Genomic DNA, 22,564 nt, shown 5'->3' on the forward strand with positions numbered 1-22,564 from the left:
TGTAAAAGGTGTATAAGTAACTATATACACCCTTACAAATGTCTGAGATTCAAATATCCATTAACAACTTATCAAAAGTTTATGATAATGGCTTTAAAGCCCTAAATAATGTTAGCCTTAAAGTAAAACAAGGTGAAATTCTTGCAATGCTTGGACCAAATGGTGCGGGCAAAACTAGTTTAATCAGTATTATTTGTGGAATAGTTAAACCTACTTCAGGAACTGTCACAATTGATAATTATGATATTATAAAAGATTATAGAGAGACAAGATCAAGAATAGGGCTTGTTCCTCAAGAATTAAATTTAGAATCTTTTGAGACTGTTTTTGATACCGTATCTTATTCAAGAGGGCTGTATGGAAAAGCACCTAAACCAGAACACATTGAAAAAATTTTAAAAGATTTAAGTTTGTGGGATAAAAAAGATCAAAGATTAAGACAATTATCAGGCGGAATGAAAAGAAGAGTTTTAATTGCAAAAGCTTTATCTCATGAACCTAAAATATTATTTCTTGATGAACCAACAGCCGGAGTTGATGTTGAGCTTAGAAGAGATATGTGGATGGTTGTTGATGACCTCAGAAAAAAAGGGGTTACAATTATTTTAACCACTCATTACATTGAAGAGGCTGAGGCTATAGCGGACCGTGTAGCTGTAATTAATCAAGGTGAAATTATTGTAGTTGAGGATAAAAAAGAATTAATTAAGAAAATGGGACACAAAAAACTAACCATTGAATTGCAAAAAAAAATTACAGAAATTCCAGAAGATTTATCTAAGTATAATCTTGAAATAAGTGAAGAGCAGATGTCATTAATTTATACTTATAATGTTCAGGCTGAAAAAACGGGTATTACTGATTTATTGCAAGATATAAAAGATACTGGCTTAAAGTTAAAAGATTTAAAAACAGAACAAAGTACATTAGAGAAAATATTTGTTGATTTAGTAAAGGAGAATAATGAAATTTAACTATTACGGCTTTAAAGCTATTTATGTTCATGAGATGAATAGATTTATAAGAACTATAGGTCAATCTCTTCTCTCACCTGTAATATCTACATCATTATACTTTGTTGTTTTTGGTTCAGTTATTGGAAATTATATTCAAAAAATTGATGGGGTTAGTTATGGGTCTTACATTGTACCAGGTTTATTAATGTTAACACTCCTTACTCAATCAATTAGTAACACTTCGTTTGGAATCTTTTTTCCAAAATTTAATGGAACTATTAATGAAATTTTAGCAGCACCCATTTCAACACTTGAAACCGTTCTAGCTTTTGTAGGGGCAGGAGCCACTAAAACTTTAGTCGTTGGTGCTGTAATTTATGCAACCGCCTCTTTTTTTGCTGATGTGAGTGTTATGCATCCAATGTTAATGATATTTTTATTAGTATTAGTTTCTTTTACTTTTGCTTTATTTGGATTTTTAATTGGTGTAGTTAGTAAAAACTTTGAGCAGATGTCGATTATTCCATCATTAGTCATTACTCCAATGGTATTCTTAGGGGGCAGTTTATACTCTCTTGATATGCTGCCACCATTTTGGCAAACAATTTCATATTTTAATCCAGTAGTTTATCTAATTGATGGCTTAAGATTTTCTTTCTACGGCGTCTCTGATTTTGATATTTGGATTAGTATTAGTTCGATGGTTTTCTTTTTAATTGTTTGTATTACCCTTGTGTCTATCTTGCTTAAAAAAGGCTATAATATTAAAAGTTAATTCGCTTTCATTTTAAGATTAATAACTACTAAAGTTTTATAATTGTTTGATTTAATTTCATGATATGAAATTCTAATCGAAGCTTAGGAAATTTTTTATTTAATAGTTGTTTTAGTTTTTGATAAGAAGTTTTGTGAATTTCATCTTCATCTAAATCTTTTTTACCTTCGGCAATTTTAATCGCCCCACAGTCTTCATGATTTATAACAATGAGTTTGCTTATTTTGTGAAGCTCAATTGAAGCTGATAAATTATCAATAAATGTTTGATGCCATTTTTTAAATTTATTATGAGTAACCCCGATAGCTCCACCTGCAATAGTAAATGAGCTATACTTTCCAGTTAAGTTCTTTTTTTTAGTAAATTTATAGACTAGGGATTGGAACCTTGGATCCATACAAGAAAGAACCATTGCTTTAAATTTTTTTTGCATAAAAATTAATTAATAAAATTTAAATACAAAATTTTTTTTTATTTGTCATTAATTTGTTTATTTTTTAAATGAATTGACTATTGAGAACAGCCTTAAAGTCAGTTAGAGTGTAATTATTATGCTATCTTATATATTGCCTTTTATTGCTTTAATTGTTGTGGTGGTATTTATCCATGAATATGGACATTATTATTTTGCTAAACGATACGGTGTAGGAGTTACTGATTTTTCAATTGGTTTTGGCAAAGAAATGTTTGGTTGGAATGATAAATCAGGAACTCGTTGGAAGGTTTGTGTCATACCTCTTGGGGGATATGTTAAGTTTTTTGGTGATAGAAATGTTTATAGCCAAGCTGATAATGACAAAATTATAAAAGAATATAGTAAAGAAGATCAGGATAAACTGTTTGTACTAAAGCCTTTATATCAACGAGCTTTAATTGTATTTGGTGGTCCTTTAGCTAACTTTTTATTAGCAATTCTGATATTTTTTTCAGTTTATACCTTTTTTGGAAAAGATTTTACACCAGCTGTAATTAACGAAGTTCAAAAGGATAGTCCTGCAATGGTAGCTGGTCTTAAAGACAATGATATTGTGGTCTCTATTGATGGCAACGAGGTTACAAGCATTATGGATGTTTCAAAATATATTATGATGTCTACTGATGAATTTATCAATTTTACAGTAAATAGATTTGATCAAGATTTAACCTTTAGAGTAAAACCGAATATTGTTGAAGGCGAAGATAATCTTGGAAACAAAATCAGCAAACGTATGGTTGGTATTAAACTTGGTGCTTATAACAATGAGGTAAATCACGTTAAACTCGGTCCTACCAAAGCGCTGTTTTATGCGGTTAATGAAGTTTATTATGTAAGCACTTCTTCTCTTAAATATATTGGAAGCATGCTCACTGGAAATGGTGATACTTCACAGTTGGGTGGGCCAATTCGAATAGCAAAAATTAGCGGACAAGTTGCAGAATTTGGAATTTTACCTTTTATAAGCCTTATGGCTTATATTTCTATTAGTTTAGGGTTAATAAACTTGTTCCCAATTCCAATGTTAGATGGTGGGCACTTAATGTTTTATGGAATTGAAAAGGTATTAGGGCGTCCATTATCACAAAAAACTCAAGAAGGTTTTTTTCGAATCGGAATGTTTTTATTGCTATCATTGATTTTTTTTACAACATTTAATGATCTAAAAGACGTTGGTTTATTTAAGTTTTTTAATAATTATATTTCTTAAATAATCCTTTAAAATCAACATTTATTTAACAAATCACTATATATTGAGGTTTTTATTTTAGTAGACACTAATAAAAAGCTTGATTTATGAGGTTTAATGTCAATTATGTGAAAATAACCAATAAAACCGGAGCTAAATAAATGAACAAAAAACAATTAATAGCACAACTTTCAGGTTCTTTAAACCTAAGTAAAGCTGATGCTGAGCGTACTTTTGATACTATTACAAACACTATTCTAGATGCTTTAAAAGGTGACGATACAGTGAAAATTGCTGGATTTGGAACTTACAAAGTAGCAAAAAGAAAAGCTAGAGTTGGAAGAAATCCTAGAACTGGAGAGCAAATCCAAATCGGTGCTTCTCAAAAAGTTAAGTTCTTACCAGCTAAGGCACTTAAAGAAATATTTAATAAGTAATTAAATAGTAAATTCATTAACAGCCTTTTACAGAAATGTAATAAGGCTGTTACTATATGCAATCACTGCATACCTAAATTTCCCAATCAACATTAGTTTTTAAGTTCATCCATAATATAAGTGAAAACTTAAACATGGAGGTCTTAATGATAAAAATAATAAAAAAAATATCAGTTCCACTTATTAGTTTATTTTTTTTAATAAACATGAGTAGTGCTGGAATAGCAGAAACAACTATTTCTGCTGAAGTAGGGTTTGTATTTAATACACTCCTATTTTTAATTTGTGGTTTTTTAGTAATGTTCATGGCGGCAGGCTTTGCAATGCTTGAGTCAGGAATGGTTACTTCTAAAAGTGTTTCTGTAATTTGTGCAAAAAATATTGGTTTGTATGCAATTTCAGGAATTATGTTTTGGTTAGTTGGTTACAACTTAGCATACGGTATACCAGAAGGCGGATATATAGGTACTTTTACACCTTGGTCAGACTCTAGTTCACTGGAGGCAGGTTACTCTGCTGGATCAGATTGGTTTTTCCAAATGGTATTTTGTGCAACAACAGTTTCAATTTGCTCAGGAGCAATGGCTGAAAGAATTAAGCTATGGCCATTCTTTTTATTTGCAGCAATTTTATCTGGTGTTATTTATCCTATAGTAATGGGATGGCAATGGGGTGGAGGCTGGTTAGCAACTATCGGATTTTCTGATTTTGCTGGATCAACTCTAGTTCACTCAACTGGGGGTGCTGCTGCACTTGCTGGTATTATAATACTTGGTCCAAGATTTGGAAGATTTGATAGCAAAGGTAATCCAAAGGCTATTCAACCATTTGCAGCATCATCAATTCCATTAGTAACTATTGGTGTGTTTGTATTATGGTTAGGTTGGTTTGGATTTAATGGTGGTTCTCAATTAGCATTAGGTTCATTTGCTGATGCAGTAGCTATTTCAACAATCTTTATTAATACTAATTTAGCAGCTTGTGGTGGTGTATTAGCTGCAGCCGTAGTTACAAGATTATTGTTTGGTAAAACTGATGTAATACAAATGTTAAACGGTGCAATTGGTGGGTTAGTTGCAATAACAGCTGAACCATTAGCACCATCTCCATTAGCAGCAATATTAATTGGTGCTGTTGGTGGTGTGATAGTTGTATTTGGAACTAAACTACTATTTTCATTTAAACTTGATGATGTAGTGGGTGCAATTCCAGCTCACATGTTTGCGGGTATTTTTGGAACTTTAATAGTACCGATCACAAATGCAGATGCAACATTCGGAGCACAGTTAATTGGTGTTTTATCAATTAATATTTTTGTTTTTGTAGTGGCTTACATAGTCTGGTCGATTATGAATAGTCTCTTTGGAATTAGATTGAGTAAAGAAGCTCAAGCCAAAGGTACAGATGTTACTGAAACAGGAGTAATTGCTTACGCAATCAGAGACTAATAAAAAACTATCTCTCTTATAGTTAGAAAATAGGCCCCTTAATTGGGGCCTTTTTAATTTATAGAGTTTTTTAGGGTATCAAACACTTCTTTAGCATGATCCTTAACTTTTACATTATCCCAAATTTTTACTATTTTACCATTTGGATCAATTAAGAAAGTTGTTCTCACTATTCCCATAAACTCTCTACCCATAAATTTCTTCTTAGCCCAAACTTTGTATTTTTTTAAAATATTAAGCTCTACATCAGATAAAAGATCAAATTTGATTTTAAATTTTTCTTTAAATTTGTGGTGGCTTTTTAGATCATCCTTAGAAATCCCAAATATTTTACAATTCAGTTTTTTAAATTTAGGTAATAATTTGTTAAAATCATTAGTCTCAATTGTGCATCCTGGAGTGTCATCTTTAGGGTAAAAATAAAGAACTACATATTTGCCAAGTGAATCTTTTAAAGAATAAATCTCACCATCTGTTGAGTTTAATTTAAACAAAGGTGCTTTAGAATTTATTTTAAACATTATTAATATTTATTTTTTTTCCAAACATCAAGCCAATCTACCATTGGTGATAATCCATAAGCAGAATTAACATTTGTCATATGCAGTGATAGAGAGGGTATTGGTGAAAAACATTGTGTTTTTTTATAAAGCAAATGAAGAGGTTTTTCATAAGGATCAAAATTATTTAAAAACATTTTTTCATAAGTCTTCCAATTTTTTTTAAGTATATTATGAGAAATTAAATACGTACAAAGAGATTCGTTTACTCTACGCCAATGTTTTTTATGACCAGCTAAAATATTTGTTTGCTCAAATTTATTGTATAAAAATGGATAATCAGCAGGACACATAATTATATCTTTTTTATAGATAGTTGAGAATTTCTCATAACTAAAAATCATTTCTTCAATAGCATCGTGATGATGCAAATAGTCGTCTTCAACAAAATATATTAAGTCATAATTTGAATTAAGAGCAAATTCTTTTGATTGGTAAATATGTGAATTATGAGCGAGCATTCTTTTATTATTTGAAAATCTCATTTTGTTTTTATATTTATTAATATCAAGATTAGATATTTCAAATAAAATACTGTTTTGAGTTGCAATTTTTTTCTGTAATTTAATTACGCTAGGTTTTGAGTTATCATCTATAATTTTTAAAAAAAATTTAATATTACTCATTTTTTTTTGAGCATTTTTAATATTAATACATATGGAATTTAAAGATCTTAAACTGTATTCTTTTTTTTGCTTTTCAAATAATCTTTTTTTATTTTGACTGAGCAGTGTATTTTCATTGGTAAAAGATCTGAATATAATCAAAAAGCTTTTAACTTTTCTTGTAATTTTAACTTCACCAAGTGGTAGAGTTATATTTCTTTTGTTTATTACACTGATATTATTATTTAAAGATGTATTGCTTGTAGGAATTGTGAAATTATTTTGATCGATAATTTCAAAACCTAGTTTTCTTGTAATTTTAATAAAATTTTTTTTAAAAAAATTAATTTTATTTTTATTTTTAAAATTTTTGATCACTATTTTTGTATTTTTTTATTTATTTATATATATTATTATTATCATATGAATATAAAATCATCTCACACTCTAGTAACTGAAGCCTTAAGAGAAATTAAAACTATAAGTCCTGAGCAGGCTTTAAAACTATCAAACGAGAACAAATGTAACTTAATTGATATTAGGGAAAAGGGTGAACTTGATAAATCAGGACGTGTTGAAAATTCTCACCATATACCAAGAGGAATGTTAGAGTTTTGGCTAGATCCTGAGAGTCCTTATTTTAAAAATGGTAAGCTGGATATGGAAAAAGAAATTGTCTTATTTTGTGCTGGTGGTTTAAGATCTGCACTTGCAGCTAAATCATTAAAAGAAATGGGTTTTGAAAATGTTTCGCACATTGATGGTGGCTTTGCAGCAATTAGCCAAAGTGATTTTAAAATAGTTTAATCTATTTTATTATACTCATCTAAGGCAAATTCCAATCGATCTTGTCCCCAAAATAATTTATTATTAACAATAAATGTGGGCGCTCCAAAAACTTCTTTTTCATGGGCATTTTTTGTGGCATCTTTTAACTTTTCTTTAATAGCAGGATCTTTAATTGTTTCAAAAAAAATATCTTTATCAATCTTACATTGTTCAAGTCGTGGTATTAAAATTTCTTCTTTAGAGATATCCAGATCATCTTTCCAATAAGCGTCAAACATTGTTTTAATATATTGATCTCTATTTAATGAATTAACACTTAAATAACCACGCATTATATTTAGTGAATTAATAGGAAATTTAGAGTTCCACCTAAAATCAAAATTATTTTTTTTTGCAATTAACAAACAATCATTAATCATATGTTTTAATTTAGGTTTAATAAACGCTGGTGCCGTTATACCTTCTAAGTTATGAAGACCACCTAATAAAATTGGTTTATAATTTATTCGAATATCTTTTGGTAACGATTGGATTTTTTTGTAAGCTAAATATGCGTAAGGACTAATAAAATCAAAATAGAAATCTATTTCTTTAATCATATAGATTAATTCTTTTTGCGTAAAAAATTCTTACAATCCAATAAAGAGTAAGTCCAATAGGACCAATAAAGTATGTTATTAATAGTGGAAAAGACATTATTATTTTATTGATACCAAATTTTTGTGAATCTTTAACAATCCATCCACCACAAAATAAATTAATAGATAGAAAATGAGTCCAAAATAAAATTAAGAAGGATTTATCCTTAAACAAATAACTAATTGAGTCTAAGCCTAAATATAGTTCAAAATTTCTAATAAAGTCATAGCCTTCGTTAAACAGCACATATGTTAAGTAACCGTAGGCGAAACTTAAAATAATAAAAGGAAAAATAGATGTAATAAAAACTCTACATATTTGTGATTGCGGAAAGAAGACTAATATTAACCAAAAAGGTAAGACACCTAGATTTAACCAAAGAAAAATCATTTCAATTGTAAAATATGTATAGATTTGATCGATCATTTTTTAGTGTATTATACAACAAGCTATTAAGATTCATATGAGAAATAGAAAAAAAACATTACAAGTGACGGTAGAGGAAATGAGAAATTTCTCATTTGCCTATATCGAAAGATACGCACCATCCAAACAACAGCTTAGAACCTATCTATTAAAGAAGTATCTAAAAGCTAATTTAGAAAATATTAAAAAACAAGATATTACAGATTTAATAGATGTTGTTTTGCAAGATCTTGAAAAAACTAAGTTTATTAATGATAAATTCTATTCTGAAAGTAAATCTAGAAGCTTAATCCAAAGAGGCAGTTCAGTTAATAAAATTAGAAACTATTTAATGACTAAAGGAATTAATGATCGCTACATTAAAGAAACAATAGATAAGATTAAAGAGGATAATTCTGACCAAGATTTTTTTTCTGGAATAAAAATATGTAAAAAAAAGAGAATTGGACCAGCAAGAGTAGAGGATAATAGAGCCCTATTTTATAAAAAGGATATTGCTTTACTAGCAAGAAATGGTTTTGATTTTGAAACCTCTAAAAGGATCATGGATATTGATCAAGCTGACTATATGAAAATAATTAGATTACTTTAATTTTTTTTCTTTTTCTTCCTGTTCAACAAGAGACTGAATTCTATTTCTAATAACATTTTTGACAAATACAAAAACTAATAAACCAAAGATAGAAACTGATACTATAATTATTAAAATTATTCTTAATTGCTCATCCATTATAATATGTTTTTACTTTTTAAAATTAAACTTGGATTTTTAAATTCAGTTTTTCCATAGAGTATTTCATTATAATTAAAGTCAGTCACTTTCCCTCCTGAGTGCTCAAGGATTGCATGACCAGCTGCAATATCCCACTCACAAGCTCTTGGTTCAGCAACATACATATCAAATTCACCTGCTGCAATAACACAAAATTTTAGTGAGCTTTTCATTTTTTGAAAAGAACTTATTTTATATTTTTTATGAATTTCTAAAATTTCAGGTTTAAGATCGTTAGAATAACTTACTGCTGTATGTCCAACATAGTTTTTCTCTTTATTCATTAATGAAATTTCTTGATTATTAATTAACTCATAACTGTGAGACAAACCGTAAGAATAAAAAACTCTTTTTTTTGCTGGAACTGTTATGATCCCAATAGCGGGTTTTTTATTCAATATTAATGCTGCATTTAAAGTAAATTCATCACGGTTATTAATATAATCTCTAGTGCCATCTATTGGATCGATTAACCAAAAAGTATTTAAATCATTATCCATCTTATGGTTTGCACTCTCTTCTGAAACAATAGGGATATTTGGAGTTATTTCTTGAATCTTGCTGGTTAAAATTTTATTAACTTCAATATCTCCGTTACTTACAGGAGTATTGTCTGACTTAATTTCTTTTTTTAAACCAGCCCCTCTTAAATCTAAGGCTACCTGACTTGCTTTATTAAAAGTTTCTATCAGTGAAAGTGTAATTTTCTTTTTTTCTTCAAGGTTCATTTATATAATTTTTCTAATTGAATTATTTTTGAATTAATAACTTTTTTTCCAACATTTTCAAAATTTACAGTAACTTTACCATTAATTATTGATTGAACTTGTCCTGTTCCCCAGTCTTTGTTGTTAGGATTGATAACTTTGTCACCTGGTTCAAAATCTAAAATCATTAATTTACTTATAGTTAATATACTAATAAATATCATTAAATATGACAAAATTGAATTCTATTGGAATAGCTAAAGATCCAAAAGACACCTTAGTTATTGTTGCAATGTCAGGTGGAGTAGATTCTTCAACAGTTGCAGCTATGATGAAAAATGAAGGTTACAATGTCATCGGTATTACTCTTAAACTTTATAATGACAGTAAAGAGACAGCTTCTTCAAAACAATGTTGTGCAGGTCAAGATATTATGGATGCAAAAAGAGTAGCTGATAAATTAAAGATCGAACATAAGATTTTATATTATCAAAATAAATTTAAAGAAGGAGTTATTGATAATTTTATTGATAGCTATTTAAATGGAGAAACACCTATTCCATGTGTGCAATGTAATAAGACAGTTAAATTTACAGATTTATTTGAAGAAGCCAAAAGACTTAACGCTGATGCTTTAGTAACAGGACACTACGTTAAAAGTATTACTGAAAAAGATAATACAGATATGTACAGAGGAATTGATTTAAATAGAGATCAAAGTTATTTTTTATTCAATACCACAAAAGATCAATTAAATTTTTTAAGATTTCCTTTAGGCAATCTTCTTAAAGATGAAACAAGAAATATTGCAAGAGAACTTGATCTTAATGTTGCAGACAAACCTGACAGTCAAGATATTTGTTTTGTTCCAAATGGAGACTATGCTTCAGTTATAGAAAAATTTAGACCAAACTCATTTAGTAAAGGTAATATTAAAAATATGAATGGTGAAGTGATAGGAGTTCATGACGGCATTATTAATTATACAATTGGTCAAAGAAAAGGAATTGGAGTTTCTGATAAGAACCCATTGTATGTAGTAAAGATTATTGCTGATAAAAATGAAATTATTGTTGGAGCCAAGGAACACCTTGTTAAAACAAAAATAAATTTAAAAGATTTGAATATTATTACAAACGATCAAAATGATTTTAAAAATGAATTGTTCGTAAAGGTAAGGTCTACTGGAAGATTAATTAAAGCCAAGATAGATATCAATGATACTAATGCAAACGTTAATTTATTGGAAGAGGAGCACGGTATTGCGCCTGGTCAAGCGTGTGTGTTTTATGCAAAAAACAATAATGGCTATAAGGTTCTTGGTGGTGGTTGGATAAAAAGTTAGGTATTATTGAGATATAAAAGTTAAGAGACTATTTTTTCTTATTTTTTCTTTTAGCTCTTCTTTTTTTAGAGCCCTGTTTTCTTCGACCTCTATGTTTTTTTGGGTAACCCATACTATCCTATTTATAATTTTATTGACGTTATTGGAGGGATATAGCATTCTCCCTTTAACTTATCAAATTTTTTATGACTAAATCATTCAAGACTTTTCTTAAACATACTGCAAAAGATTACCATAATCAGTCAGTTAACCCCCCTGTGGTAAGAGCGTCGACTATTATCTTCAAATCCATGCAAGATATTAGAAAAATGCAGGATAAGAGCAAAAAAGATCCAACAGGTGGACATTTTGATTATGGAAGACAAGGAACATCAACAACTCATGTTTTGTCACAAATACTTAAAGAAATGGAGGAGTGCTATCACGTATTTTTAACACCAACTGGATTTGGATCAGTTTTCTTATCTATATTTAGTATTGTTCGTCCTGGTGATGAGATTATTGTGGCAGATCCAACATATTCACCTACGAGAATTTTAACTCAAGATTTCTTAAAAGAATTTAATGTAAAATCTGTGTTTTATGACCCACATGATTTGAAAACTTTAGAAAAAGCAATTACAAAAAAAACAAAATTAATTTTTGTTGAAAATCCTGGAAGCAATACGTTTGATTTTCAAGATTTAGGTAAAATAGTATCAATTGCAAAAAGGAATAAAATTTTTTCTGTAATTGATAATACATGGGGAACTCCTTATTTTTTAAAACCAATTAAACTTGGTTTTGATATGTCAATTGTATCTGCTACCAAATATTATTCAGGTCACTCAGATGTTATGGGTGGAAGTTTAGCTGTTAATAAAAAAGTTTTTAAACAAGTTGATAAAGCGTATAAGATAACAGGTTTAAGACTTGGTCCTGATGATGCGTATTTAATAACAAGAGGACTTAGAACTTTAGATGTTAGATTAGACAAACATGAAAAAAGCTCAAAACAAGTAGCTGAGTTTTTATCTAATTATAAAAATATAAAACTATTATACCCGCATAAAAAAGATTCCTTTAATTTTAGAATGTGGAAAAAATATTATTCTGGTGCCTCAGGATTGATGGGTCTGAAAATTAAATCAAAAAACAAAAACTCTGTAATTAAATTTGTTAATTCTTTAAAATTATTTGGTTATGGATATAGTTGGGGTGGATTTGAAAGCCTTGCTTTATATCAAGATAAACGTGAACAAGGTAATAGAGAATATCTAAAATTAGCAAAAGATGAACATTTAGTAAGATTACATATTGGTTTAGAGGACCCAAAAGATCTCATTGATGATTTAAAAAAATCTCTTAAATATATAAAATGAGTTCAGAAAAATTTATTCAAAATAAAACAGCTTTAATAACGCTGATCGCAGCTTGTATTGTAGTTTTAATTTCTCTTGGTGTTAGACAAACTTTTGGTTTGTTTTTCATGGATTTTAAAAATGACCTAGATATTTCAATAACTCAATCTGGATTAGCAATAGGCATTCAAATGTTAATGTGGGGTTTAACAGGTCCTATATTTGGAGCCATTGCAGATAAATATGGTGGACACAAAGCAATTTGTTTAGCTTTTGTTTTTTATATTTTGGGAATTTACTTTTTGTATGCTGGTCCAAATACTGGAATTTTTTTTCAAATCGATTTAGGACTTTTAGTTGGAATTGGTTTAGGTGGAACTGCAATTAGTATTCCAATGTCAATTGTTGGAAAGCATTTTCCATTATCAAATAGAACAATAGCAATGAGCATTGTTACAGCTGTTGGTTCTTTGGGCTATTTTATCTCTCCACTTTATACGAGCTATTCATTAATTAAAAATGGATGGGTGGATACACTTTTTGTATTCACAATATTCTTATTTATCGGGCTTATAATAGCTTTTTTTGTAAGATCTCCATCTGCTGCTCAGTCTATTGAAAAACCAAACAACCAAAGCGCCATAGAGGCATTTAAGGAAGCTTTCAAAAACAAAAGTTATATACTTCTAGTCTCTGGATTTTTTGTATGTGGTTTTCATATAACTTTAGTTGGAACACACGTTCCAAAATACGTAATAGATAGAGGCTTAGAAAGCTGGACGGCTGCTGCAATATTGTCATTAATTGGATTATTTAATATATTTGGTTCTTTATTAAGTGGATACTTATCTACGAAAATTAGTAAAAAAATTATCTTAAGCTCTATTTACGCATTAAGAGGAATTTCAATTATCTTATTTATATTTTTACCCGCAAGTAACATTAATGCATTTATCTTTGGTGCAAGTTTTGGTTTTTTATGGCTATCAACAGTGCCTGCTACAAGTGGAATAGTTGCTCATATTTTTGGAACAAAATATCTTGGTATTCTTTATGGAATAGTTTTTTTAAGTCATCAAGTAGGCTCATTTTTTGGAGCATTTCTTGGAGGACTATTTCATGATTTATATGGCTCTTATGATTATGCTTGGTATTTAGCAATTGTTTTATCTATTTTTGCAGCAATAATACATCTACCAATTAAAGAAGAAGCAGTTCTAAGACTAAAAACAGAATAAAAATTGAATAAGAAAAACTACTTACTGGATTTAAATAATTCAAAGAAACCCTTTATAATCTATAAATCAGATAAAGGGTTTGATCTTTATACAGACTTTTCAAAAAAGATTATTTTAAACAATAATAATATTGAAAAATTTATTAACGAAAATAATAGGTTAAAACTTCCTTATAAAGAAACTGATCTGTTTATTGGTTTTTTTGGCTATGAAATATTAAATAATTTAATTGAAGTAAAAATAAAAAAACAAAAAACAATAAATTTCCCTAAAGGCATATTTTATAAACCTGAAACAAAAATAAAACTTCCAAACAACCTTGAGTATAAAAAAACAAGATCATTAAATTCTAATGATTTATTCAAAATAAATATTAATAAAAAATCCTATAAGGTAATATTTGATAAATTTAAAAAGAAAATAAAATCTGGAGAAACATATCAGATTAAAATTTGTACTAAATATAGCAATAAATCAGAAATAGATGCTTTAGATTTTTTTAGTAGACTTGTAAAAAGTAATATGGCGCCTGAAGCCTTTATGATTAAGGATAAAAATTATTCAATAATAAGTTGTTCACCTGAAAATTTGATAACAAAAAAAAATAATTTTATAACAACAAAACCAATTGCGGGCACTTTAAAGAAAACTAAAAAATTAAATAAAAATAAAGCCCTTACTTTTTTTAGAAAAAACTTAAAAGAATCCAAAGAACACAACATGATTGTTGATATGGAAAGAAATGACTTATCTAAAATTTGTAAACCAGGTTCAGTAAAAATTTTAAAAAAGAAGATAGTTGAAGAATATAAAGATCTATATCATTATGTGAGTTTAATTGGAGGACAACTCAAGAATAAAACTACCTCATTAGAGATTATAAAAGCAATGATGCCTGGAGGATCTGTAATAGGATGTCCTAAAATTAGTACATTAAATTTGCTAAACAAACAGGAAAAACAAAGTAGAAATATTTATACAGGTAGTTTTGGCTACTTAAAATTCAATGGAGATATGAGGTTTAATATCATTATTAGATCAATATTAAATTTTAAAGGTAAATCAGAAATTTCTGTGGCCTCTGGTGTTGTAATTGACAGTAATGCAGCTCATGAATTTAATGAAAATTATATTAAAGCCAAGTCATTAATGGATCTTTACAAATGATATACATTATCGATCATCATGACTCTTTTACTCAAAACGTAGTACATCAATTTCAAAATTTTGATGAAGTCGTTTGCACTAATTTTAATAAAATAGATCAAAATAAATTAAAAAAAGCAGATATTATTGTTTTTTCACCAGGTCCAGGTGCTCCAAAAGATTATCCAATTAGTTCTGAGATTTATAAAAAATTTAAAGGTAAAAAAAAAATTATTGGAATTTGTCTCGGGTTTCAACAAATTCTTCATTGTGAAAATGGAAAAATAGTTACACAAAAAAAGATTTACCATGGTTTCCAATCTAAAATAAAAGTAACTAGCAAAAATTCATTGTTTAAAAAAAATAGTCAATTTACTGTAGGCAGATATCACTCTCTAAAATTAAAAGAGCCGTTTGCTGCAAAAAATTTTGAAATTACAATGAGGTGTGTTATTTCAAATACAGCAATGACAATAGAAAATAATAAAGAAAAAATATATGGCTTTCAATTTCACCCTGAATCTTTTTTAACTGAAAATGGTAACTTACTTATTAAAAAAATCTTATCAGCATAAAACTTACAAAGAGATTAATTTTAAAGATCTTTGGGGGGATAATGGTGTATTCACTACGATGTGGATTTTTGGTAAACCTGCTAAAATACTTTTTTTTAAAAAACATATTAAAAATTTAATAAAATCTTTAGAAGTTTATAAATTAAATAATCCTAACCTTGAAAAAAATATTTTTAAATTAATCAAACTGAATATTGATAAAAAAAGATCTTATAATCATCTTCTTAGAGTTGCAGTAAATAAAAAGATGATATCAATTTCTTTGAGAGACAGAAAAACTCCTAAATTAAATTTTAATTTAAAGCTTATCCGTCACAAACGATTTGACCCTAAATTCAAAAATCTTAAATATAACTTTATATTAAAATATTTATCTAAAATGGATAATACCAATTCAGATGTTGGTCTTTGTTACAAGAATACGATTTTAGAAAGTGGAACTTCAAATATACTGTTTATAAAAGATGATAAAGTATACTCTCCAATAAATAATATTTATAAGGGCATTACCTATAAATTTTTTAATAAAAAATTAGGTAAAATTATTAACAAAGATATATTGATAAAAACTTTATCCGAATTTAGTGAAATTCTTCTCATTGGCTCTGGTAAAGGTGTTGCTTCAATAAAAAATATTAATGAAATCAAGTGGAAGAGAAAAAGTTTTAAATTTTATAAAAAACTATCTAATTTTTATAAAAATGAAGTTAATAAATGTTCTATCTATAGATAAAATTATGTTTGACCCAAATAATCCTTGTTTATTCTGTAACTCCAAACAAAGTGGGCTAGCTGCTGAAAATGATTTGGCTTATGCTAGTTATGACACATATCCCGTGTCTAAATTCCATTGTTTAATTATTCCAAAACGGCATGTTATGGATTATTTTGATTTAAATGACGATGAAGTGATTGCTTGCAATAACTTAATCAAACAAATTAAAGAGGAAATATTGTTAAAAGATCCTGTAGTTAAAGGGTTTAATATTGGAACAAATGCTGGAGTTATTGCTGGACAATCAATCTTGCATTGTCATATTCATTTAATTCCTCGTAGAGAAGGCGATGTTGATAACCCACAAGGAGGAGTTCGGTCGGTTATACCAAAGAAACAGCACTACAAGCGTAAGGTGTAAAACCTTATATGATAAAATAACCCATACAAAACGGTTGATCTATTATTTCAACTGTACTAAATAATCACAATCAACATAGATTCTAAATAAAGGTATTACTAATTATGATGTCAATTAACCCTTTTTCAGTTTTAGCTGAAACTATATCTCCTGCAGCCATACAATTTTTTGTTTTAGCTATGATTGCTTTAATTATTATTGGAACAATAGTTCAGATGATCCATCATAAAAATGTAACTTACTTTTTTAATAACGCAAAAAAAGCAAAATTAGCAGCTGAAAGAGAACTAGGAGTTGGAGAAAAAACATCAATTATTTTAAAAACTGTAGCTCATGATATCGCAACTACGGCAGAGCTTGGAGCTGGTAAAAGAAGAGTTGCACACGTTATGGGAATGTATGGAACTATTTTATTTTGGGTTGCATCAGTCGTATTAATTTTTGGTTACACTGGAACAGGAACTACTGCACCAACAATTTGGCCTATGATTTGGCATGTTGGAGCAATTATGACTTGTGTGGGTGGATACTGGTTTTGGTTATTTTTAAGAGTGGATGTGTTAGCCGAAGCTCATCCATGGTATAGAATTATTAAAGCTGACTTATTTGTACTAGCACTCCTTGCATGCGCTACTACTGGACTAGCTTGGTCATACTTTCAATCTTCAGGATCAGCTGGATTAGGATATTTATTTTTAATTTTATTTATTACCTCAAACATTGTTTTATTTGGGGGAGTTTATTGGTCAAAATTTGCACATATGTTTTATAAACCTGGTGCAGCAATCCAAAAAAACTTAGCAGAAGCAGACGGATCAAGAGACAATCTTCCTCCACTTGCAGATGCACCAAAACAATTTGGACTAGGAATTAAAAGAGAACAACCAAAACATTATTAAAAAGAGAGAGGTAAAATAATATGTCAACTTTTGTATACATGACGAGATGTGACGGATGTGGTCACTGTGTGGATATTTGTCCATCAGATATAATGCACATCGATGAAAATATTAGAAGAGCAGTAAATATTGAACCAAATTTTTGTTGGGAATGTTATTCTTGTGTAAAAGCTTGTCCTAATCATGCAATTGACGTTCGTGGTTATGCTGACTTTGCTCCTATGGGTCACAGTGTAAGAGTTAGACGTGAAGAAGAAAAAGGAACTATTTCTTGGAAAATTAAATTTAGAAATGGAACTACAAAAGATTTTGTATCTCCAATTACAACAAAACCTTGGGGAAAATTTATTCCTAAATTAGCAGAAGGTGAAAAACCTAATCAAGGTGAGATCAATTCTCAAATGCTTTACACTGAGCCTAATGGTTTAAATATTGATGGTAAATTACCAGTAGTGCCAAAAGATTCATTTAAAAAAGGGGTTTACTACTAATGGCTAAGCATAAAACACATTTTGAAGATTGCGATGTTCTAGTTGTTGGTGGCGGTATGGCTGGAACTGGTGCTACTTTTGAAGCTAGACACTGGGGAAGAGACATGAAAATTATTTGTGTTGAAAAAGCTAATATCGATAGAAGCGGAGCGGTTGCTCAAGGTTTATACGCTATTAACTGTTACATGGGTATGCAGTGGGGTGAAAACCAACCTGAAGATCACGTAAGATATGCTCGAAATGATCTAATGGGAATGGTTAGAGAAGATTTAGGTTATGACATGGCTCGTCACGTTGATTCAACGGTTCATATGTTTGATGAATGGGGCTTACCAATGATGAAAAATGAAAAAACAGGTCGTTACCTTAGAGAAGGTAAATGGCAGATCATGATTCATGGTGAAAGTTATAAGCCAATCGTTGCAGAGGCTGCAAAAAAATCAGCTGATAAAATTTACAATAGAATAATGATTACTCATCTTTTAATGGATGAGGCTCAAGAAAATAGAGTAGGTGGAGCTGTTGGTTTTAATATGAGAACTGGTGATTTCCATGTATTTAGAGCAAAAACTGTAATCGTTGCAGCAGGTGGAGCATCTCACATTTTCAAACCAAGAGCAGTTGGTGAGGGAATGGGAAGAACTTGGTATGCACCATGGAGTAATGGTTCAGCTTATGCATTACCTATCGCTGTTGGAGCTAAAATGACACAAATGGAAAACAGAATTGTGTTATGTAGATTTAAAGATGGTTATGGTCCAGTTGGAGCATATTTCTTGCACCTTAAAACATATACTCAAAATGCAAATGGAGAGAATTATGAAAAGAAATGGTATGACCAAACTAAAGAATTAGTTGGTGAGTATATTGATCACCATCCAACACCAACATGTTTAAGAAACCATGCATTTATACAAGAAACTATTGCAGGCGGTGGACCTATTCATATGGTGACTACTGAAGCCTTTCAAGATCCACATTTAGAAACAGTTGGTTGGGAAAACTTTTTAGGTATGACCGTTGGTCAAGCTGTTGTTTGGGCATCTCAAAACATAGATCCTAAATACACAAATCCAGAATTAACTACATCTGAGCCATATGTTATGGGTTCTCATGCAACATGCTCTGGAGCTTGGGTTAGTGGACCTGAAGATTTATCTCCACCAGAATATTTCTGGGGTTATAACAGAATGTTAACAATTGATGGTCTTTTTGGTGCAGGTGATACTGTAGGTGGAAGTGCCCATAAGTTTTCTTCTGGATCGTTTACCGAAGGTCGTTTAGCTGCAAAAGCTGCTGTTAAATATATTCAAGATAAAAAAGCAGAAGGTATTAAAGTTACTGATAAACAATGTGAAGACTTTAAAACTGCTGTATTCAAACCTTTAGAGACATACCAAGTAGCTCAAAATGAGATCACAGGTGGAACAGTTTCACCAAGTTATATTTCTCCTATTCAAGGTCTTCAACGTTTACAAAGAATTATGGACGAATATGTTGGTGGTATTGCAACTAACTACATGACAAATGGTAATATGCTTAAAAGAGGCCTAGAATTACTTGCTTGGTTAGAGGAAGATTTAGAAAAAGTAGGAGCTGAAGATTTGCACCAACTTATGAGAGCTTGGGAATTAAAACACAGAGCTTTAACTTCTCAATGTGTAACTGAACACACTATGTTTAGAGAAGAAACACGTTGGCCTGGTTACTATTACAGAGGTGACCATATGAAACTTGATGATGATAATTGGCATTGTTTAACAGTTTCTAGACGTGATCCTGAAACTGGTAAATTCTCTCTTGAGAAAGTGCCGGTTTACCACATAGTTGACGAGAACGAGAAGAAAAAAGCTTCTTAAAACAGTTAAACTTAAATTATGAATCTTTTAGAGAAATCTGATGATGAGATTATAGCAATTGCTAATCCTATTTGGGATAATCTTGTTAAAACTTCTAATATGAAAGATTATGGCGGTTTTACTAAAGATTTTGGAACTCAAATGTTATTTGGAGCAAATGAAGTAGAGCTTGGTAAACAGTGGGCTAATAATAAACTTTTAACAAGCCTAAAAGAAGACTACCAAGCATTTGGTTGTTTAAGACGAGGTCAAAACATCACCGTTCTATTTAAACAAAGAAGTAAAGAGATTGAAGGTGAGTTCTTAGGAAGATTGGTTCTTGGTATCGAGGGTGATGATGTTAAGGTTTTTGGAGCAACAATCTACTAATAAAAAAAATCACTTTATATTAAATATTTATTTGACAAATAATTAACTGGGTGTATTGACGGTTGTAATGTCAATTTCCAACATAAAAATATTAAAAAGAATTTTAGATTTTAAGGCAACTATTATCAAAACAGGTATCTTTGTTAGCTTAGCTGCTTATTGGGGTGTTATTTTAGTTGGAACTTTTATCACATTTAATTAGTTTGTTTTTTAACAACTAATAATTTTTTATGGATGTATTTTTACCAATAGCTCAAGTATTTGTTAACCCGATTGAAATACTTTTATTGAGTGCAATCGTTGGAGTACTTTCTGGTTTATTTGGTGTTGGTGGTGGTTTTTTAATGACGCCATTCTTAATTTTTTTAGGCGTGCCCCCTGCATATGCAGTTGCAAATGAAGCTAACAATATTCTTGCAACATCAGTATCAGGATCAACAACTCATTATTTAAAAAATACTTTAGATTACAAAATGGGTCTTATGATTGTAATTGGTGGATCAATTGGAACAGCTTTAGGTATTTATACTTTTACATATTTTAAAGGTATTGGAAAAATTGATACGGTTATTTCTTTAGCCTACATGTATATACTTGCAATTATTGGTACATTAATGTTGGTTGAAAGTCTTAGAGAAATAGACAGAGCAAAAAGAAATCTTGTAGTTAAAAAAAAATTACATGTTCATTATTGGATACATGGTCTTCCATTAAGAATGAGGTTTCCAAAATCAAAATTATACGAAAGTATTTTTACTCCAATTATAATTGGTTTAGTTGTAGGATTTATTGCCGCTATAATGGGGATAGGAGGTGCTTTTATATTAGTACCCGCAATGATTTATATAATTAAAATGCCAACAAAATTAGTTCCAGGAACTTCTTTGTTTGTGACAATTTTTGTCAGTGTCATAGTTACTTTTTTGCATTCAATTAATTTTGGTTCTATAGATTTAATGTTGGTATTTATGTTAGTTATTGGATCAATTGTAGGGGTTCAAGCGGGACAGAAACTTGGTGAAAAAATTGATAGTTCAGGTTTAAAAGCATTACTGGCAATTTTATTATTGATAGTTGGAATAGCTATTGCCTATGAAACTTTTTTTGCAGAACAAACTGAAAAAGAAATAATACAAGTTTTAAATGCAGATTTGAATTTTTTCTCATTATTTATTTTAGAATTTTCAGAAGACATGCCATTCTTTTATGGATTATTTTCAATTATGTTTGCAATTCTATTGGGTGTAGGTGCTGCTCTTATTAGACGTATTTTCTCTAATTTCAAAAAAAAGATGTTACTGAAGAAGTCTTAGTTTAAAAAGTTAATATAGAATTCTATACTCAAAATACTTACCAAACCTACTGTCGCCATCCCTATAAATCCGACTAAAAAAGGTTTGTAACCCATGCTTTTAAGATCTCTCAGATTTGTAGATAAACCAATAGCAGCCATTGCCATTGTTAAAAATACTTTTGAAGATGATTTGATAATGTCAACTGTCTCTAGCCATAAATTATTATATGAGTTTAAAAAAAATTGATCTCCAATATTTCTTAAAATTATCATTGCCACAAAACCTATTACAAAATAAGGGAAAATAGCCAATATTGAGTAATTTTTTTTAACAACATTGTTTCTATTATAAAGAAATGCAAATAATGGAATCATTATTACTAAAAAAGTATTTCTTATTAATTTTGTGACTGTTGCAATATTTAATGTTTCTGGGCTGTTAAACTGTTGATCGTAAATAAGTCCAGCTGCAGCAACTTGTGATGTTTCATGAATTGATGTACCTAAAAATAAACCAACAAACATTGGTTCAGCATCAAAGTAATAATTAGCAAAATAAGGATATATAAGCATCGATAAAATTCCAAACAAAGTGATGTTAGCAATTGCATATGATACTTCATTTTTTTTTGCACCAATTACTGGAGCAGTTGCCATAATTGCTGTTGTCCCACAAACTGTGCTGCCAATAGATATTAAGTAAGCCATTCTTGTTGGGATTTTAAGTTTTTTAATTAACAGTTTTATAACTATTAGTACTGTTACAATACAAATTATGATTAAAGGTATTGCCACAGCTCCAAATTCTAAAAACTCAAAAGGTTTTAATTGAATTCCTAAACAAATTATTCCAAGTTTGAGAATATATGATTGAGTAAAGTCCAAACCTTTTACAAAGTTGTCTCTCATTTTGAATATATTTCCAAAAAGCATTCCAAGTAAAATAGCAATCATGGCTGTCGATATTGGGCTTTTATCGTAACCTAATAATTCAATACCAATAATGTTATTAAATCCTTGAGATAAACTGTAGAGAACAAATGCTAAAACAATACCTGGTAAAATGACCAGATATTTTTTAAATAACATTACTT

Annotated in this window: 29 protein-coding genes; 20 read left to right on the forward strand and 9 right to left on the reverse strand. The window is 29.5% G+C overall.

From position 1 onward, the window contains the following. Positions 1 to 38 precede the first annotated feature (38 nt). Both AC5SLW_RS02045 and AC5SLW_RS02050 read left to right on the forward strand, forming a co-directional pair. The gene (locus AC5SLW_RS02045; RefSeq protein ID WP_006997106.1) at positions 39 to 974 is read left to right on the forward strand and encodes an ABC transporter ATP-binding protein; all 936 of its coding nucleotides are present in this window, start codon (positions 39 to 41) and stop codon (positions 972 to 974) included. Further along, positions 964 to 1,731 (forward strand): ABC transporter permease, encoded by a 768-nt coding sequence (locus AC5SLW_RS02050; protein ID WP_006997105.1) that lies wholly within the window; start codon positions 964 to 966, stop codon positions 1,729 to 1,731. The genes AC5SLW_RS02045 and AC5SLW_RS02050 overlap by 11 nt, the downstream gene beginning before the upstream one ends. Positions 1,732 to 1,759: 28 nt before the next feature. On the opposite strand, the gene AC5SLW_RS02055 is transcribed toward AC5SLW_RS02050, so the two are convergent. Further along, positions 1,760 to 2,164: a carbonic anhydrase gene (locus AC5SLW_RS02055; protein ID WP_018414011.1), complete on the reverse strand. Its 405-nt coding sequence runs from the start codon at positions 2,162 to 2,164 to the stop codon at positions 1,760 to 1,762. Between the two features lie 118 nt (positions 2,165 to 2,282). Between AC5SLW_RS02055 and rseP the strand changes: the two genes are divergently transcribed. The 3 genes from rseP to AC5SLW_RS02070 all read left to right on the forward strand — a co-directional run bounded on the left by rseP (position 2,283) and on the right by AC5SLW_RS02070 (position 5,280). Continuing rightward, positions 2,283 to 3,416, forward strand: coding sequence for an RIP metalloprotease RseP (rseP, locus tag AC5SLW_RS02060; protein WP_494575553.1), 1,134 nt, complete (start codon positions 2,283 to 2,285; stop codon positions 3,414 to 3,416). 140 nt (positions 3,417 to 3,556) lie between these two features. Next, positions 3,557 to 3,832 carry an HU family DNA-binding protein gene (locus AC5SLW_RS02065; protein WP_006997102.1) on the forward strand — a complete coding sequence of 92 codons (276 nt, stop codon included), beginning with the start codon at positions 3,557 to 3,559 and terminating at the stop codon, positions 3,830 to 3,832. A gap of 146 nt (positions 3,833 to 3,978) precedes the next feature. Then, the gene (locus tag AC5SLW_RS02070; protein WP_018414013.1) at positions 3,979 to 5,280 is read left to right on the forward strand and encodes an ammonium transporter family protein; all 1,302 of its coding nucleotides are present in this window, start codon (positions 3,979 to 3,981) and stop codon (positions 5,278 to 5,280) included. 53 nt (positions 5,281 to 5,333) lie between these two features. Here AC5SLW_RS02070 and bcp read toward each other — a convergent pair whose 3' ends face one another. After that, positions 5,334 to 5,801, reverse strand: coding sequence for a thioredoxin-dependent thiol peroxidase (bcp, locus tag AC5SLW_RS02075; RefSeq protein ID WP_494575556.1), 468 nt, complete (start codon positions 5,799 to 5,801; stop codon positions 5,334 to 5,336). Between the two features lie 2 nt (positions 5,802 to 5,803). Further along, the gene (locus AC5SLW_RS02080; RefSeq protein ID WP_027306612.1) at positions 5,804 to 6,823 is read right to left on the reverse strand and encodes a hypothetical protein; all 1,020 of its coding nucleotides are present in this window, start codon (positions 6,821 to 6,823) and stop codon (positions 5,804 to 5,806) included. Between the two features lie 45 nt (positions 6,824 to 6,868). Here AC5SLW_RS02080 and AC5SLW_RS02085 point away from each other — a divergent pair, with 45 nt between their 5' ends. Continuing rightward, positions 6,869 to 7,252: a rhodanese-like domain-containing protein gene (locus AC5SLW_RS02085; protein WP_018414016.1), complete on the forward strand. Its 384-nt coding sequence runs from the start codon at positions 6,869 to 6,871 to the stop codon at positions 7,250 to 7,252. On the opposite strand, the gene AC5SLW_RS02090 is transcribed toward AC5SLW_RS02085, so the two are convergent. Both AC5SLW_RS02090 and AC5SLW_RS02095 read right to left on the reverse strand, forming a co-directional pair. Continuing rightward, on the reverse strand, positions 7,249 to 7,833 hold the full coding sequence (locus AC5SLW_RS02090; RefSeq protein WP_271480717.1) for a 2-hydroxychromene-2-carboxylate isomerase: 585 nt from the start codon (positions 7,831 to 7,833) through the stop codon (positions 7,249 to 7,251). The genes AC5SLW_RS02085 and AC5SLW_RS02090 overlap by 4 nt on opposite strands. Then, positions 7,826 to 8,299, reverse strand: coding sequence for an ABA4-like family protein (locus AC5SLW_RS02095; RefSeq protein ID WP_020169300.1), 474 nt, complete (start codon positions 8,297 to 8,299; stop codon positions 7,826 to 7,828). The genes AC5SLW_RS02090 and AC5SLW_RS02095 overlap by 8 nt, the downstream gene beginning before the upstream one ends. Before the next feature lie 37 nt (positions 8,300 to 8,336). On the opposite strand from AC5SLW_RS02095, the gene AC5SLW_RS02100 reads away from it, so the two are divergent. Beyond that, the gene (locus AC5SLW_RS02100) at positions 8,337 to 8,891 is read left to right on the forward strand and encodes a regulatory protein RecX (RefSeq protein WP_006997094.1); all 555 of its coding nucleotides are present in this window, start codon (positions 8,337 to 8,339) and stop codon (positions 8,889 to 8,891) included. Here the strand turns inward: AC5SLW_RS02100 and AC5SLW_RS02105 are convergent. Genes AC5SLW_RS02105 through AC5SLW_RS02115 form a run of 3 tightly spaced genes read right to left on the reverse strand, consistent with a single transcriptional unit; the run spans position 8,883 to position 10,002 of the window. Further along, positions 8,883 to 9,029 (reverse strand): hypothetical protein, encoded by a 147-nt coding sequence (locus AC5SLW_RS02105; RefSeq protein WP_018414019.1) that lies wholly within the window; start codon positions 9,027 to 9,029, stop codon positions 8,883 to 8,885. The two genes, AC5SLW_RS02100 and AC5SLW_RS02105, sit on opposite strands and share 9 nt — an antisense overlap. After that, complete coding sequence (locus AC5SLW_RS02110; protein WP_494575560.1) at positions 9,029 to 9,799, reverse strand: 3'(2'),5'-bisphosphate nucleotidase CysQ family protein; 771 nt, start codon at positions 9,797 to 9,799, stop codon at positions 9,029 to 9,031. Before AC5SLW_RS02110 ends, AC5SLW_RS02105 begins: the two co-directional genes overlap by 1 nt. Continuing rightward, complete coding sequence (locus tag AC5SLW_RS02115) at positions 9,796 to 10,002, reverse strand: DUF3553 domain-containing protein (RefSeq protein ID WP_006997091.1); 207 nt, start codon at positions 10,000 to 10,002, stop codon at positions 9,796 to 9,798. The genes AC5SLW_RS02110 and AC5SLW_RS02115 overlap by 4 nt, the downstream gene beginning before the upstream one ends. Before the next feature lie 5 nt (positions 10,003 to 10,007). Here AC5SLW_RS02115 and mnmA point away from each other — a divergent pair, with 5 nt between their 5' ends. The 13 genes from mnmA to AC5SLW_RS02180 all read left to right on the forward strand — a co-directional run bounded on the left by mnmA (position 10,008) and on the right by AC5SLW_RS02180 (position 21,489). After that, positions 10,008 to 11,123, forward strand: a complete 1,116-nt coding sequence (gene mnmA / locus AC5SLW_RS02120; protein ID WP_006997090.1) for a tRNA 2-thiouridine(34) synthase MnmA — start codon at positions 10,008 to 10,010, stop codon at positions 11,121 to 11,123. A 185-nt stretch (positions 11,124 to 11,308) separates the two neighbouring features. Beyond that, complete coding sequence (locus tag AC5SLW_RS02125; RefSeq protein WP_018414022.1) at positions 11,309 to 12,484, forward strand: trans-sulfuration enzyme family protein; 1,176 nt, start codon at positions 11,309 to 11,311, stop codon at positions 12,482 to 12,484. Beyond that, on the forward strand, positions 12,481 to 13,701 hold the full coding sequence (locus AC5SLW_RS02130; RefSeq protein WP_027306604.1) for an MFS transporter: 1,221 nt from the start codon (positions 12,481 to 12,483) through the stop codon (positions 13,699 to 13,701). The genes AC5SLW_RS02125 and AC5SLW_RS02130 overlap by 4 nt, the downstream gene beginning before the upstream one ends. 3 nt (positions 13,702 to 13,704) lie before the next feature. Beyond that, entirely contained in the window at positions 13,705 to 14,868 is a 1,164-nt protein-coding gene (locus tag AC5SLW_RS02135) for a chorismate-binding protein (protein WP_494575563.1), read from the forward strand. Next, positions 14,865 to 15,422 (forward strand): aminodeoxychorismate/anthranilate synthase component II, encoded by a 558-nt coding sequence (locus AC5SLW_RS02140; protein ID WP_494575565.1) that lies wholly within the window; start codon positions 14,865 to 14,867, stop codon positions 15,420 to 15,422. Before AC5SLW_RS02135 ends, AC5SLW_RS02140 begins: the two co-directional genes overlap by 4 nt. Beyond that, positions 15,385 to 16,155: an aminotransferase class IV gene (locus AC5SLW_RS02145; RefSeq protein WP_494575567.1), complete on the forward strand. Its 771-nt coding sequence runs from the start codon at positions 15,385 to 15,387 to the stop codon at positions 16,153 to 16,155. Before AC5SLW_RS02140 ends, AC5SLW_RS02145 begins: the two co-directional genes overlap by 38 nt. After that, positions 16,124 to 16,558: an HIT family protein gene (locus AC5SLW_RS02150; protein WP_494575569.1), complete on the forward strand. Its 435-nt coding sequence runs from the start codon at positions 16,124 to 16,126 to the stop codon at positions 16,556 to 16,558. The genes AC5SLW_RS02145 and AC5SLW_RS02150 overlap by 32 nt, the downstream gene beginning before the upstream one ends. Before the next feature lie 104 nt (positions 16,559 to 16,662). Then, positions 16,663 to 17,457 carry an adenylyl-sulfate reductase gene (locus AC5SLW_RS02155; protein WP_494575571.1) on the forward strand — a complete coding sequence of 265 codons (795 nt, stop codon included), beginning with the start codon at positions 16,663 to 16,665 and terminating at the stop codon, positions 17,455 to 17,457. A 20-nt stretch (positions 17,458 to 17,477) separates the two neighbouring features. After that, entirely contained in the window at positions 17,478 to 17,948 is a 471-nt protein-coding gene (gene aprB, locus AC5SLW_RS02160) for an adenylyl-sulfate reductase subunit beta (RefSeq protein WP_011281984.1), read from the forward strand. After that, positions 17,948 to 19,807 (forward strand): adenylyl-sulfate reductase subunit alpha, encoded by a 1,860-nt coding sequence (aprA, locus tag AC5SLW_RS02165; protein ID WP_271564760.1) that lies wholly within the window; start codon positions 17,948 to 17,950, stop codon positions 19,805 to 19,807. The genes aprB and aprA overlap by 1 nt, the downstream gene beginning before the upstream one ends. 18 nt (positions 19,808 to 19,825) lie before the next feature. After that, positions 19,826 to 20,176, forward strand: a complete 351-nt coding sequence (locus AC5SLW_RS02170) for a hypothetical protein (RefSeq protein ID WP_006997079.1) — start codon at positions 19,826 to 19,828, stop codon at positions 20,174 to 20,176. A gap of 67 nt (positions 20,177 to 20,243) precedes the next feature. Next, positions 20,244 to 20,378: a hypothetical protein gene (locus AC5SLW_RS02175; protein ID WP_006997078.1), complete on the forward strand. Its 135-nt coding sequence runs from the start codon at positions 20,244 to 20,246 to the stop codon at positions 20,376 to 20,378. Between the two features lie 28 nt (positions 20,379 to 20,406). Then, positions 20,407 to 21,489, forward strand: a complete 1,083-nt coding sequence (locus tag AC5SLW_RS02180; protein WP_011281987.1) for a sulfite exporter TauE/SafE family protein — start codon at positions 20,407 to 20,409, stop codon at positions 21,487 to 21,489. On the opposite strand, the gene AC5SLW_RS02185 is transcribed toward AC5SLW_RS02180, so the two are convergent. Next, positions 21,486 to 22,559 carry a YeiH family protein gene (locus AC5SLW_RS02185; protein ID WP_271564761.1) on the reverse strand — a complete coding sequence of 358 codons (1,074 nt, stop codon included), beginning with the start codon at positions 22,557 to 22,559 and terminating at the stop codon, positions 21,486 to 21,488. The two genes, AC5SLW_RS02180 and AC5SLW_RS02185, sit on opposite strands and share 4 nt — an antisense overlap. Between the last annotated feature and the right edge of the window lie 5 nt (positions 22,560 to 22,564).

The organism is Candidatus Pelagibacter sp. PS_40 (genome assembly GCF_059417765.1).

Excerpts from the sequence above, each read along its gene's own strand:
- AC5SLW_RS02045 (WP_006997106.1), top strand. The coding sequence starts at position 39 with ATGTCTGAGATTCAAATATCCATTAACAACTTATCAAAAGTTTATGAT.
- AC5SLW_RS02050 (WP_006997105.1), top strand. The coding sequence starts at position 964 with ATGAAATTTAACTATTACGGCTTTAAAGCTATTTATGTTCATGAGATG.
- AC5SLW_RS02055 (WP_018414011.1), bottom strand. The coding sequence starts at position 2,164 with ATGCAAAAAAAATTTAAAGCAATGGTTCTTTCTTGTATGGATCCAAGG.
- rseP (WP_494575553.1), top strand. The coding sequence starts at position 2,283 with ATGCTATCTTATATATTGCCTTTTATTGCTTTAATTGTTGTGGTGGTA.
- AC5SLW_RS02065 (WP_006997102.1), top strand. The coding sequence starts at position 3,557 with ATGAACAAAAAACAATTAATAGCACAACTTTCAGGTTCTTTAAACCTA.
- AC5SLW_RS02070 (WP_018414013.1), top strand. The coding sequence starts at position 3,979 with ATGATAAAAATAATAAAAAAAATATCAGTTCCACTTATTAGTTTATTT.
- bcp (WP_494575556.1), bottom strand. The coding sequence starts at position 5,801 with ATGTTTAAAATAAATTCTAAAGCACCTTTGTTTAAATTAAACTCAACA.
- AC5SLW_RS02085 (WP_018414016.1), top strand. The coding sequence starts at position 6,869 with ATGAATATAAAATCATCTCACACTCTAGTAACTGAAGCCTTAAGAGAA.
- AC5SLW_RS02090 (WP_271480717.1), bottom strand. The coding sequence starts at position 7,833 with ATGATTAAAGAAATAGATTTCTATTTTGATTTTATTAGTCCTTACGCA.
- AC5SLW_RS02095 (WP_020169300.1), bottom strand. The coding sequence starts at position 8,299 with ATGATCGATCAAATCTATACATATTTTACAATTGAAATGATTTTTCTT.
- AC5SLW_RS02100 (WP_006997094.1), top strand. The coding sequence starts at position 8,337 with ATGAGAAATAGAAAAAAAACATTACAAGTGACGGTAGAGGAAATGAGA.
- AC5SLW_RS02105 (WP_018414019.1), bottom strand. The coding sequence starts at position 9,029 with ATGGATGAGCAATTAAGAATAATTTTAATAATTATAGTATCAGTTTCT.
- AC5SLW_RS02110 (WP_494575560.1), bottom strand. The coding sequence starts at position 9,799 with ATGAACCTTGAAGAAAAAAAGAAAATTACACTTTCACTGATAGAAACT.
- AC5SLW_RS02115 (WP_006997091.1), bottom strand. The coding sequence starts at position 10,002 with ATGATATTTATTAGTATATTAACTATAAGTAAATTAATGATTTTAGAT.
- mnmA (WP_006997090.1), top strand. The coding sequence starts at position 10,008 with ATGACAAAATTGAATTCTATTGGAATAGCTAAAGATCCAAAAGACACC.
- AC5SLW_RS02125 (WP_018414022.1), top strand. The coding sequence starts at position 11,309 with ATGACTAAATCATTCAAGACTTTTCTTAAACATACTGCAAAAGATTAC.
- AC5SLW_RS02130 (WP_027306604.1), top strand. The coding sequence starts at position 12,481 with ATGAGTTCAGAAAAATTTATTCAAAATAAAACAGCTTTAATAACGCTG.
- AC5SLW_RS02140 (WP_494575565.1), top strand. The coding sequence starts at position 14,865 with ATGATATACATTATCGATCATCATGACTCTTTTACTCAAAACGTAGTA.
- AC5SLW_RS02145 (WP_494575567.1), top strand. The coding sequence starts at position 15,385 with ATGGTAACTTACTTATTAAAAAAATCTTATCAGCATAAAACTTACAAA.
- AC5SLW_RS02150 (WP_494575569.1), top strand. The coding sequence starts at position 16,124 with ATGAAGTTAATAAATGTTCTATCTATAGATAAAATTATGTTTGACCCA.
- AC5SLW_RS02155 (WP_494575571.1), top strand. The coding sequence starts at position 16,663 with ATGATGTCAATTAACCCTTTTTCAGTTTTAGCTGAAACTATATCTCCT.
- aprB (WP_011281984.1), top strand. The coding sequence starts at position 17,478 with ATGTCAACTTTTGTATACATGACGAGATGTGACGGATGTGGTCACTGT.
- aprA (WP_271564760.1), top strand. The coding sequence starts at position 17,948 with ATGGCTAAGCATAAAACACATTTTGAAGATTGCGATGTTCTAGTTGTT.
- AC5SLW_RS02170 (WP_006997079.1), top strand. The coding sequence starts at position 19,826 with ATGAATCTTTTAGAGAAATCTGATGATGAGATTATAGCAATTGCTAAT.
- AC5SLW_RS02175 (WP_006997078.1), top strand. The coding sequence starts at position 20,244 with ATGTCAATTTCCAACATAAAAATATTAAAAAGAATTTTAGATTTTAAG.
- AC5SLW_RS02180 (WP_011281987.1), top strand. The coding sequence starts at position 20,407 with ATGGATGTATTTTTACCAATAGCTCAAGTATTTGTTAACCCGATTGAA.
- AC5SLW_RS02185 (WP_271564761.1), bottom strand. The coding sequence starts at position 22,559 with ATGTTATTTAAAAAATATCTGGTCATTTTACCAGGTATTGTTTTAGCA.